At 46.9% G+C, this 12099-nt stretch carries 10 protein-coding genes; 7 read left to right on the top strand and 3 right to left on the bottom strand.

What is annotated here, in order from left to right:
- The first annotated feature begins 36 nt into the window (after window positions 1-36).
- The 7 genes from B9A32_RS06675 to B9A32_RS06645 all read left to right on the top strand — a co-directional run bounded on the left by B9A32_RS06675 (window position 37) and on the right by B9A32_RS06645 (window position 9210).
- The gene (locus tag B9A32_RS06675) at window positions 37-420 is read left to right on the top strand and encodes a hypothetical protein (RefSeq protein WP_084067746.1); all 384 of its coding nucleotides are present in this window, start codon (window positions 37-39) and stop codon (window positions 418-420) included.
- A 185-nt stretch (window positions 421-605) separates the two neighbouring features.
- A complete protein-coding gene (locus B9A32_RS06670) occupies window positions 606-2582 on the top strand; it encodes a methyl-accepting chemotaxis protein (protein WP_212637835.1) in 1977 nt (658 codons plus the stop codon).
- Window positions 2583-2752: 170 nt separating this feature from the next.
- Complete coding sequence (cheB, locus tag B9A32_RS06665) at window positions 2753-3787, top strand: chemotaxis-specific protein-glutamate methyltransferase CheB (protein ID WP_084067741.1); 1035 nt, start codon at window positions 2753-2755, stop codon at window positions 3785-3787.
- Window positions 3787-5370 carry a CheR family methyltransferase gene (locus tag B9A32_RS06660; protein ID WP_084067739.1) on the top strand — a complete coding sequence of 528 codons (1584 nt, stop codon included), beginning with the start codon at window positions 3787-3789 and terminating at the stop codon, window positions 5368-5370. The genes cheB and B9A32_RS06660 overlap by 1 nt, the downstream gene beginning before the upstream one ends.
- A 14-nt stretch (window positions 5371-5384) precedes the next feature.
- Window positions 5385-7685, top strand: coding sequence for a hybrid sensor histidine kinase/response regulator (locus tag B9A32_RS06655; protein ID WP_084067737.1), 2301 nt, complete (start codon window positions 5385-5387; stop codon window positions 7683-7685).
- A 39-nt stretch (window positions 7686-7724) separates the two neighbouring features.
- Window positions 7725-8696 carry a diguanylate cyclase gene (locus tag B9A32_RS06650; protein WP_084067735.1) on the top strand — a complete coding sequence of 324 codons (972 nt, stop codon included), beginning with the start codon at window positions 7725-7727 and terminating at the stop codon, window positions 8694-8696.
- A 34-nt stretch (window positions 8697-8730) separates the two neighbouring features.
- A complete protein-coding gene (locus B9A32_RS06645) occupies window positions 8731-9210 on the top strand; it encodes a hypothetical protein (RefSeq protein ID WP_084067733.1) in 480 nt (159 codons plus the stop codon).
- A gap of 124 nt (window positions 9211-9334) precedes the next feature.
- On the opposite strand, the gene B9A32_RS06640 is transcribed toward B9A32_RS06645, so the two are convergent.
- The 3 genes from B9A32_RS06640 to B9A32_RS06630 all read right to left on the bottom strand — a co-directional run bounded on the left by B9A32_RS06640 (window position 9335) and on the right by B9A32_RS06630 (window position 12089).
- Window positions 9335-9988, bottom strand: a complete 654-nt coding sequence (locus tag B9A32_RS06640) for a YkgJ family cysteine cluster protein (protein ID WP_170923730.1) — start codon at window positions 9986-9988, stop codon at window positions 9335-9337.
- 329 nt (window positions 9989-10317) lie between these two features.
- Window positions 10318-11622 (bottom strand): TRAP transporter large permease, encoded by a 1305-nt coding sequence (locus B9A32_RS06635; protein ID WP_084067728.1) that lies wholly within the window; start codon window positions 11620-11622, stop codon window positions 10318-10320.
- Window positions 11619-12089, bottom strand: coding sequence for a TRAP transporter small permease (locus B9A32_RS06630; RefSeq protein WP_084067726.1), 471 nt, complete (start codon window positions 12087-12089; stop codon window positions 11619-11621). Before B9A32_RS06630 ends, B9A32_RS06635 begins: the two co-directional genes overlap by 4 nt.
- Window positions 12090-12099: the final 10 nt, after the last annotated feature.

Below are 12099 nucleotides of genomic sequence, written 5' to 3'. Positions count from 1 at the left end.
TTTTTATTTTGACCAAAGCATGGAAGGAATTTAATTGTGAAAAATGAGATGACCCTGCTTTTATTTACCATCATGGGCATTGACTTTGCCATGGACGTGGAACACATCACAGCCATGGTACCGGTGGAATCACTGACAAATAAAAAATCAGGCATTGTGTGGTTCCATGAAAAAGTTAATTTCCCCCAGACCCCTGTGGTATATGATTCCCCCAAAGCCTTACATATTGTATCAGGCACCGGGCCGTTTCATTTGATCATTGATGCGCCCCGGGATATGCCCGTCGAGGTTCCCGCTGAGCAGATCAATCCTTTTCCTGTTCTGGTGAATCAGTTCACCAAGGATAGCCCCTTCCGGGCAGTGTATCTTATGGAAAAACGCATGATGCTGGTGGTGGAACCACTTGCCATGTTTCCATGACGCTTATTGCCTTACACTGTAAATTTTTCTTGAAGTAGATCAATCCATACACTACACTATCAAAATAAAGCCTGCCGTGGCAGTTATATACGGTGTCGCCCCTGAAGGCATCTTTTCCTTCATAATTTGAATAAGGTGAAATGATGAACTTGAAACAGAAGAATACCCTCCTCCCGTTTATTATAATGCTTGTCATGTTCTCCCTGGGATGCCTGGTGACCGTGAATCAGTTGAACAAGCTAAAAACAGAGATGATTTCCAAACCCATGGAAAATTCCATGGCAGTTCTTTTAAAAAGCGTGGAATTCACGGCCCAGCAGGTATTGGAAAAATCCTCCCTTTTTTCCCGCTTACCCCAGGTGATAGAGGCCTTTGAACTGGCCCACTCCGGTGATATTGATGATCCCCTATCTCCCCAATCCCAGCAGGCCCGGCAGATGTTACGCCGGGATTTAAAGGAGGCCCTGGATGGATATGAGACCCTCACCGGCAGTGGAAAAATGAAACTTCATTTTCATCTACCCAACGGGCGCAGCCTGGTTCGCATGTGGCGAAAACAGCAGATTAAGCTCAATGGAAAATGGGAGGACAGGTCCGATGATATCTCTGATTTCAGACAAACTGTGCTGGATGTCAATGCCACGGGAAAACCGGTGAAAGGCATTGAGCTTGGCCGGGGCGGTTTTGTGATCCGGGGCCTTTCCCCGGTGGTAAACACCAACGGTAAACCCCTTGGCTCGGTGGAGGTGTTGTTTGATTTTGCCCCCCTGGTAAAAACCTTGTTTGCCCATGATCATTATCTGGTGCGGCTTTATATGAATAAATCTTTTCTCTCCATTACCCATCGGCTCCAGGACAATGAAAAATATCCCCTTGTGGATGATCGGTATGTCCAGGTTATGGGAAATCAGAACCAAATTTCTTCCAAAGGAACTTTTCTTTCCTTGCTTGATCAGGGACAAAACGGTTTTATTGCACGGCTGGATGGAAAAAAAGCCATGGCAGCCTTTCCCATAAAAGATTATAAATCAAAGCAGGTCGGTGTGATGACCCTGGAGACCGATACCTCCTATGAATCGGCTTTAATTCGTAATATTATTGTTTTTCAGGTGGTGATGCTGTTTGTGATTCTATTTGTAATGGGGGGCGTCTGTTCTCTCTTTTTATCCAGAACAGTGCTCCAGCCTGTGGCGGGAATCATGAGGGTGTCAAAAAAACTCTCCCACGGGGATCTCAGGGATGAGATTGGTGTGGTCTCCACAGATGAAATGGGACATCTTTCCAAAACCATGAATTTCATGATCCAGGCAGTGAGGGAAATGGTGGGTAAAATCATTGAAGTGGTGACCCGTCTTACGGCCAACAGCCAGGAGATCAATACTGCCCTCCAGAACCAGGTGGCAAGTGCATCGGAACAATCGGCATCGGTGACGGAAATCACCTCCACCATGGCTGAATTTTCCGCATCCTCCCAGCAGATAGCAGAACATGCAAACCGGGTGCTCACCATTGCAGAAGAGGCCCTTGCGCACGCCAATGAAGGGGAAAGGTCTGTTTCCCTTGTGGGCGATAAAATGGAGGAAATTTACACCGATAATACCCAGACAGTGAAAGGTGTCCATGAACTGGGTAATAAAACCCGTGAAATTTCAAAAATCATGGGTATTATCAACAATATTGCAGATCAAACCAAACTCATTGCCTTTAATGCGGCGTTGGAGGCATCCAGTGCCGGTGAAGCAGGTAAGCGGTTCGGGGTTGTGGCGGTGGAGATCAGACGGCTGGCTGAAAACGTGGAAGCCTCCACCAGGGAGACGGAAAAACGGATCACTGAAATTCAAGATGCCGTGGATCACATGATGCTGGCCTCGGAGAAAAACACCGGCTGCATCAATGAAGGATTAAGTTTTACTTCCCACACCCGGGACACCCTTGTTAATATTGTTGAAAAATCCCAGGATACCCGGGATGCGGCCCAACAGATCACCCTTTCCACCCAGCAGCAGAAAACTGCCAGTGAGCAGGTGGTCCAGGCCCTTAAAGAGATTGATGACAGTGGCAGGCAAACCACCCGGGCCATCACACAGATTGGTGAAAACGGTGAAGTTTTAAATCAGCTGGCATCCCAGCTACAAGTCCTTGTCAAAGACTTTAAACTTTAAAAATCTGTTTAAAATTCATGGACCTGTAAAAAGTGGGCCCATGAATTCTTATCCAACATATATGGACTTAGACCTTGCTTATTCGCAGGGGATTGGAGTGAAAAATAAATTTTGGACCTTTTACAAGACCTTAAAGCGGTTTTTGAAATTTTAATTTTTGGAGAATTACCATGGCACCTGTACGGGTAGTGATTGTGGATGACAGTACATTTGTCCGGGCGGTCCTTAAGGATCTATTGAAATCAGATCCGGATATTGATGTGGTGGGGGAGGCGGTTAACGGGCTGGATGCCCTGGAAAAAATTTCTGAGCTTAAGCCCGATCTTGTCACCATGGACATTGAAATGCCTGAAATGAACGGTCTTGAGGCCATTGAGCGGATCATGGGGGGAGACAATGCCCTGCCCATCCTGGTTTTCACCTCCCTTGACGATGCAGGAACCGCCTATGATGCCATCTCCCGGGGGGCTTTGGAGCTGTTACCCAAACCGAGTATGGACAGTTTTAACAGCGATCATTTTGCCAGGAGAATTAAACTGCTTTCCAAGGTAAAAGTGGTTCGCCATATCAGACGCAATGCCGCAACAAAGGAAAATAAAATAAAACAACCCGACAGTGGATCGTCGGGGCAGATTTTTCCGGAAATCGTTGCCATTGCAAGTTCCACAGGGGGCCCCAGTGCCTTGATAGGGCTTTTTGCCGGGCTTACCCATACCCTGGATGTGCCGGTGGTGGTGTCCCAGCACATTGCCAGGGGATTTGATGATGGGTTGATGGAATGGTTGAACCGGGAGACCTCGCATGCCCGGGTAAAAATCGGGATATCCGGGGAAAAAATTTTACCGGGTACTATTTATCTTTCCCCAGCCAATGGCAATATGGAAATTACATCAAAGGGTATTATTGAGATTTCTCCCTTTGCTCCAGGGGATATCTATACTCCTTCCTGTGATAAATTATTTAAATCCGTTGCCGGAACTTATGGCCCTAAGAGTGTGGCCGTGGTGCTCACCGGCATGGGCAATGATGGAACAAAGGGTGCCCGGGCAGTTAAACGGGCAGGGGGCAGAACCATTGCCCAGGATGAAGCGTCCTGTGTGGTGTATGGAATGCCAAAGGCGGCCCTGGAAAGCGGATGCATTGATGAAGTGATGTCTTTAAATGATATCGGTTCCTGCCTCAATGGGTTGGTCAAGAAAAAATAATGTCCCTTTCTGCCATTGAAAAAATAATTTATCAACGTACAGGGCTTACCTTTGACGCCCATCGGACAACTGTTTTAAAGGATAAGGTTGCCCGGCACATGGCAGTATTGGACCTGGACAGCGTGGGAGATTATTACAAATATCTTTGCACGGATCAGGCTGTTTTTAATGCCCTTGTGGATGAGTTGACCATTAATGAAAGTTATTTTTTCCGGGAACCGGCCCACCTTGATCTTTTGTGCCATGCCATGGTTCCAATGTTTGCCCATGAAAAGAAAATAAAGAGATTTTCCATTCTCAGTGCCGGGTGCGCCACAGGGGAAGAGCCCTGTTCCATTGCCATGGCCCTGGAGCAGACCCATGGATCTTCCTTTCTGTCCACGGTTCGAATCATGGGGCTGGACATTGATAATACCGCTCTTTTGACGGCCCGCAGCGGCATATACGGAAAATGGAAACTTCGACAACTTTCCTGTGAATTAAAATCCCTTTATTTTAAGCATATTTCAAAAAAAAAGTATGCCATAAGACCTGATATCCTTGAAAAAATAGAATACCATCGTACAAATCTGGTGAAAGGGCCACTGCCGGAAATCATCGGCACCGTGGATGTTATTTTTTATCGAAATGTATCCATCTATTTTGATGAGAGCACCCGGGCAAAGGTTTTGATGCACCTGGAAAGGGCATTAAATCCCGGAGGATTTCTTGTGTTGGGATCTGCAGAAACCCTTTCCCATGATACAGGAACCCTTTGCCTGGTGGAAATAAACGGTTGTTTTGTTTATCAAAAAAAATCAGATAAATCCTGTTCCCATGAAGGGATGGGGCCCGTTGAAAGTGCAAGACATCTCCGGCCCGGCTTCCGGAAGAGAGAAAAGCCAAGAGTCCCTTGGTGTACCACCGGTATCCACGGACATTTTTCTAATAAGGGTAATTTATCTGATATTGCAACGGGAAAGAAAGGGAAATTAAGGCTTGGCGTTCATGAATCATTGGGGAAGACAAATGGCAAAACCGACGATTTGCCGCCCAAAGGAATTGATGAAAAATTTCTAAAAAACTCTGAAATGACTTATAAAAAGGCATTGGCCCTGGCCCGGCAGAAACAATTTGATGCTGCCTTATCTCTACTTTCCACAATTGTGGAAACAAAAGAGGATACCCGGGATGATTTCATGGAAAAAATTTTCATCTTAAGGGCAGGAATTCTCATGCAACAGGGTGATGGTGACGGGGCCAAAAAACTTTGCCGCCATCTGATTGGTCAAAATATCATTTATTCTCCTGCCTATCTGCTTTTGGGGATGATTGAAGGAATGGAAAACAATCCCTTGAAAAGTTTGAGCCGATTGCGTGAAACCACCTACATTCAGCCGGATAACTGGCTGGCTCATTTTTTAATGTTTCAAGCGTTCCGGAACCTGGGAAGAGAAAAAGAAGCCTCCCGCCAGGCCACGATTGTGGTCAGACTCCTGGAAAAACAGAACCTTGTCCACCACGGGCTTGACTATTTTCCCCTTTCTTTTTCCAGGAAACAGATACTTGAATTGTGCCGACAGCACGCTCTTTTAACCACTTAACACTGGACTTCACCATGGCGTTTGACAGATCCAAGTTCATTCCCCGATTCATAGAAGATGCCAATGACCACCTGCGTGCAATGAACCGGGGATTGGTTTCTCTGGTTGAAAATCCATCGGATTCCTCTTTGGTGGATGCAGTGTTCCGGGCCGCGCACACCATTAAGGGGTCATCCAGAATGATGAAATTAATTCATATCAGTGAAATGGCCCATGTGCTGGAGGATGTGCTGGATGGATTAAGAAAAAAAAATATTGCCTATTCCCATACCGTTTCCACGGTATTGTTTGACGGCATGGATACCCTTTCCAAAATGATGACCTCCCTTTCCCAGGGCGAAGAAACAGAACCCCCAAAAAAAATCATGGCTCTGCTCAAGCAGGCAGCCCAGGGTGAACTGGAAGATCAGGTGGATCAGGAAGATCAGGAGAATTGCCCGGACCCGAAAATTGATTCTGAAATAGAAGACAGCCTCTCCCCGGATACCGGTGCCGTGGTTAGAACTGATACCGATGTCCAAAAAGATGATGGCAACGTCTCCCGGGATTCCTTGAAAAAAAATGAAATATCCGGTACGGCAATGGGAGCGGTTGAAGAAACCATCCGCGTGGATGTGAACAAGCTGGATGCCTTGATTAATCTCATGGGGGAAGTGGTTTCCACCCACAAAAAAGCCGAAACCCATGCCCGACAGCTCCATGATCTCTTTTTAACGGTGGATGATTTTAAGCCTTTTTTTGAAAAAAAAGAACAGATCCATGATGAGGAAAATTCCCATGCTTTTGAGAAATTTTTTCATTCCTTACATGATAGACTAAAGCAGTTAGACAGAAAAATGCAAGGATACCTGGGACAGTTCCACCCTTTGATGGGGCAAATGCAGGAGCGTTCCCTGGAGCTTCGCATGGTGCCTTTATCCACTGTTTTTGACACGCTTCACATGGTGGTCCGGGATCTTTGCCGTCATTCGGAAAAAACGGTTTCCCTTGAAGTTTCCGGCGGTGACACAGAGATGGATAAAAAAATGACAGAACATCTCAAAGATCCCCTTCTTCACATGGTTCGAAACTGCATTGACCATGGGGTGGAACCCGAGGCGGTGCGTCTCAAGGCGGGAAAACCCCCCCACGGTACCATTTCTATTGGTGCAGGCATTGAAGGAGGACGCGTCTGTATCAGCGTTGCCGATGACGGAGGCGGCATCCTTGTGGACAAGGTTGCCGAAAAAGCCCTGTCCCGGGGCATTGTAACTGAATCAAGCCTTAAAGAGATGAAACCGTTGCAGGTGGCCCAACTTATTTTTAACCCCGGACTGAGTACAGCGGAGATCATCACCGATATTTCCGGTCGGGGGGTGGGTATGGATGTGGTGCGGCAGAATATTGAAAATATACTCAACGGCACCATCACTGTGGAGACCACTCCGGGCCGGGGAACTGTTTTTCACATTCGGTTGCCGGAAACCATTGCCATTATCCATGTGTTTATTGTGACCTTGAATTCGGTGTGCTATGCCATTCCCGCAAGCCATGTCACAGAAATTGTCAGCATTCCGGCAAATGAAATCTTTAAAGCCCAGGAAAAAGATGTATTGCGCCTTCGGGGGGAACTTGTCCCTGTGGTTTCCATGGGGGAAGTACTGGGGCATGCCCCTTTTTCCCATGGCGTTGATATCCGGAAAGAAACCTCTGTGTTAATTCTCATTTCAGGCCAGAAAGAAGATCGTCTGGGAATGATTATCGATTCCCTGCTCAGCGAAGAAGAGCAGGTGGTAAAACCCCTGCCGCTCCACATGCGGGGGCTGCACCTGGTCACCGGTGCCATTTTATCTGATAGCCATGGAATTATTCTGGTGTTGCACATGCTGCACATGGTTGAACAGGCAAAAAAAATTCACAGTCCGGTCACTGCCTCTTCGGAAAAAGAGCATGACCCGGAACGTTTTCCCCCCCATATTCTGGTGGTGGATGACGCCGTCACCACCCGGGAAATTGAAAAATCAATTCTGGAATCCCATGGATATAAAGTGACTGTTGCAATAGATGGGGTGGATGGGTTTAAAAAGGCCGGGGAATTTGCCTATGATCTCATTGTTTCCGATGTGGATATGCCCCGTCTTGACGGTTTTGCCATGACAGAAAAAATTCGGGCCATTGACATGCATGCCCATACGCCCATTGTCATTGTCACGGCCCGGGACAGCCAAAGCGATATGAAAAAAGGGATTTCATCCGGTGCCAATGCCTACATTGTGAAAGGAGATTTTGATAAAAATAATCTGCTGGAAACCATTGAAAATTTACTGGGACTCTGAAATGTTATTAAAAAATATTTTACCAAAGAGGAATATGATATGTCTACCCGAGATTTAACCATTTTGCTGGTGGAGGATGATCCTTTTGCCCGGGCCATGCTGGAGCAGATTCTTACTGATAAAGGCTATCGGGTTAAAATGGCACAAAATGGATTGGAGGGGCTAAGAATATTTTATGAAGGCAATGATGTGGATCTCATCATTACCGATATGAACATGCCGAAAATGGATGGATTGGAACTTATCCAGGAGCTGCGCGATGCAAAACAGGATGTTCCCATCATTGTGCTGACCAGCAACCTTGAAATTAAAACTGCGGTGAAAGCCATCTATGGAGGGGCCAATGCCTATCTTATAAAAGATGAAAACATTGAAGATACCTTTGGCCATGCCATTGACCATGCATGGGACCATTATCAGCTGGCCCGGGAAAAAGATCGACTGATGGCAGAGCTTGAAGAAAAAAACCGGAAACTTGAGCAACTCTCTTACCTTGACGGTCTCACCGGTATCTCAAACCGCAGGTATTTTGATGCCATCATTACCAAGGAGTGGCGCCGGAGCATGCGGGATCATTCCCCCATCTCCATTGCTATGATTGATATTGATTATTTTAAATTATACAATGATACCTACGGCCATCAAAACGGAGATGATTGTTTAAAAAAGGTGGCACATGCTTTGAAAGATGCCCTTTTCCGTCCCGGGGATTTCATAGCCAGGTACGGGGGGGAAGAGTTTGTTGCTGTGATGACCAACATCGGACTGGACGGGGCATTGGAGGTGGCATCAAGAATGCAGCATAACATCAAAAGGCTGACCATTCCCCATGAATTGTCCGAGGTGTCAGAACTGGTAACAGTGAGCATCGGTCTTGCCTGCACCGTTCCCCAAAAGGGAAGTGAGTCCACCCAATTAATTGGAAAGGCGGACAATTGTCTGTACAATGCCAAAAAAAAGGGCAGAAACAAGATTTGCAGTTCAGATGACAATACGGATAGTGATGATTAACTCTATATACATTGTTTTGGAGAGGTGAACAATCGTGCTGGATTTAAAAGATATTAATGAGATAAGCTTTGGGGGGGCATTGCTGAATCGGGTGGCCCATTATATTGAAGAGAAAAATCTCAATTTTATTGTGGCCCGGGGGGAACTGCTAAATAAGCGGTTCCGGGAACTGGGCCGGGAAAAAGTGATGGCGTACCTCAATGATTATGCCGGGTGCGATTTTTCCAGGATCACCATTGCCGGAGACAAGCCTTCTGCCCCTTTTATGGCCGCCTGTGTGGATAATACCCACGGGGAGCTTGCCCGGGTGAGGTATCTCATTGATTTTAATGAAGAGGCCAAACAGGGCACTGCAAGCCTTTTTTACAGTAAAATCATGGGGGCCTTTTCCACCAATTTTTTTGCGGTGCAGCCCCATGTTACACGGTTGTGGTTTCCCTTTACAATTCAAATGCTTGAAGGTGGAAAGGTAAAGGTTCAGGAGGAGGACGGCGGCTCTTCCATTCTTAAGTAGTGGATGTCCACGGTTCATATCGGAAAAATGAAAATTTCACCTTAGACTGATCAAGCATGGAGCCGGAAAAAATGCAATCATCCCATGTGGTATGAAAAACGGAACGTTCGGAGGCATGGCATTCTTATCTGAACTTGAGTTTAATCCCGGAAGCTGTTTCCCTTATGTCAAATCCCAGGGGTGTGAGCATTTCAAAAATAGGTCGACCAAAATAGAACAGCTCCAGATTTACACACAGGTGAAAGGTATCTACAGATTCAATGCGATGGGCAATGTCTTTATTGCACATCCGCTCAAGTTTTTTTATGGTTTTTTTGGATGAACGGGAAATTGTTCTGGAGATACCTTTCAGATCGGGCACTGGGAACAGAGATTCATGTTCAATCAGCCGTTGTGTTAATGGATTATTCTCTTTTATGATATCAAGTCTTGACAACAGATCTTTCCCGGCCAGATCAAGAATCTCTTTTGTATCCCAGCATTTAAGCACCCCGCAGGCAAAGGGGCGATGCTCGTATCTGCTGCATTGGTTCCGGCTTTTATCATAAAAAGTACAGCTCCATGACCCCTTGCTTCCTTTTACTTTTAAAAATTCATTTTTTGCAGGCGCAATGGACTTTGTGACGGGATCATCAACAAGTTCTCCTTTTCTGATGGTGATGATCTCCTCAAAGGCTAAAAGGCCTTTTTCTATTAAAGAGATATCCTGGCTGTGCAGTGCGGGGCCTCCGTTTTCACAGCAGGTACCGCATCGTTTGCATTTGTTTTCAACGCTCATTAAATTTGCACCTTTCTTCATGTAATGACAATGTTAAGCATGCCTGATATGTCCTGACGGACACAACAAATATAGGGTCGTAGACGCGGAGCCAAATGGTATTATACCGCCGCCCCCCGACAGGCAATGGGCCCGGACCGGAACTGTAGACAGCTCAATTGTCCGGTTCCTATTCCTATTGCCCGTCGGGGGGCGGCTCTGCCTTAGCTTGCCTTGGAGGCTGTATTATATATAAAACCGCCACGGGCGGACCTTATTTTGATCCGCTCCTGCCCACAACGAAGCATGAAGTACGCCCCTGATCTGTAGAGTATTTCATATAAAAAAAATTAATGGAGAAGGCCCGGCAGCCAGGTGATAATGCCGGGAAATAAAATTAAGAGCATGATGGTTACAATATAGGCGGGTAAAAACAATGCCACGCCTTTAAACACTTCTTTCATGGGCACCCCGGATGCCATGCCAGCCACCACAAAGGTGGTGGCACCCACCGGCGGGGTAACTGCACCCAGAGTGGTGATAACGGTGATGGTGACAGCAAACCACACCGGGTCATACCCCATTTGAACGGCCAGGGGAAAAAATATGGGAATGGTGATTAAAAGAAGGGCCAGGGCATCCATGATGGCCCCTCCGGCAATGTAGATAAGGCTGATCAAAAGCATGACAAGCCCGTCGGACAGATTCAGCCCTGCCACAAAATCCGCCAAATCAAAGGGAATTCGTGTGATGGCCAGGAACCTGCCAAAAATCATGGCCCCTGCCACCAGCATGATCACCATGCAGGATATCCGAAGGGTATCCTTGACGGCTTTTTTAAAGTTTTCCAGGGAAAGGGTGCGTCTCACAAGGCTGATCACCAGGGCAAAAAAAGAGCCAGCAGCCCCGGCCTCGGCAGGGGTGAAAATTCCGGCATAAAGACCTGTCATGATCAGCAAAAATAAAATCAACATCTCTGCTCCACCGCTGAGAGAATTAATGCGATCCTTTAATGAGCGTTTGGCCACCACAGGTCCCCAGTCCGGGCGTATTTTACACAACAGTGAAATGGACAGGGTTAAAAGCAATGTCAAAAGCACCCCGGCCCCAATTCCCCCATAAAAAAGTCTGGCAATGGACTGCTCTGTGGCAAGGCCGATGATGATCAGCACCACACTGGGGGGAATCACCACTCCCAGGGTGGAGCCGCAGGCAATGGCACCGGTGCTCAGGCCCGGTGCATATCCATATTTTTTCATTTCCGGCAGGGCCACCGTACTCATGGTGGCGGCGGTGGCAGTGTTGGAACCGCAGATGGCGGCAAAGGCGCTGCAAGCCATCACCGTTGCCATGGCAAGTCCCCCCCGGATATGTCCCACCCAGGTGTGTGCTGCCTTGTAGAGCCTTTCATTGACACCGGAATAAAAGGCAATCTGCCCCATGAATACAAACAGAGGAATGACGGTGAGGCCGTATTTGGAACACACAGCCCAAAACACAGAACCTGCCATGTTCATACCGGCAGGAAGGCTGATCACATGGCAGAACCCGGCAAAGCCCACAATGGCCATGGAAAAACCCACGGGCATGCCCAGAACAAAAAGAATAAAAAGAAGCGCCAGAATACCTGTAATGCCGATGAATGCAAGGCTCAAGATTTATCTCCAGATGGGTTGAAAAGTTCACAGACAATCAACAGAACAATGTAAGCTGTTCCAAAGGCAAGCACCAGAATAACGGGATAATAGGGTATTCTAAGGGTCTCTGATACTTCTTCAACGGCCTTCAGGTTCAGGGCATTTTTCACCAGTTGAAAAGAGAGCAGAGAAAAAAACACCATGCCCAGAAGCGCATTGATACGGCGGGCGGCCCGTTGTACTTTTGGCGGAAATAGATCAAACAGAATGCTCACATAGATATGTTCTTTTTTTTCCAGGGAATAGCCAAAGGCCAGAGCAAATATAAGGGCACCCATGAACCCCATGACCTCAAAGGTTCCCCTCAGGGGCATGCCAAACTGCCGAAACAAAATATTGGCACAGGTGACACATATCATCAATATCAGAAAACAGCCCCCCAGGGTGAGCTGTATGCGGGTTATTTTTTTCAGGAAATCAGTCATTGTTATCTTT

This window comes from Desulfocicer vacuolatum DSM 3385 (assembly GCF_900176365.1).
GTDB classification, from domain to species: domain Bacteria; phylum Desulfobacterota; class Desulfobacteria; order Desulfobacterales; family Desulfobacteraceae; genus Desulfocicer; species Desulfocicer vacuolatum.
The sequence above is the reverse complement of the archived record's forward strand: the minus strand, read 5'-3'. Positions and strand labels throughout refer to the sequence as shown.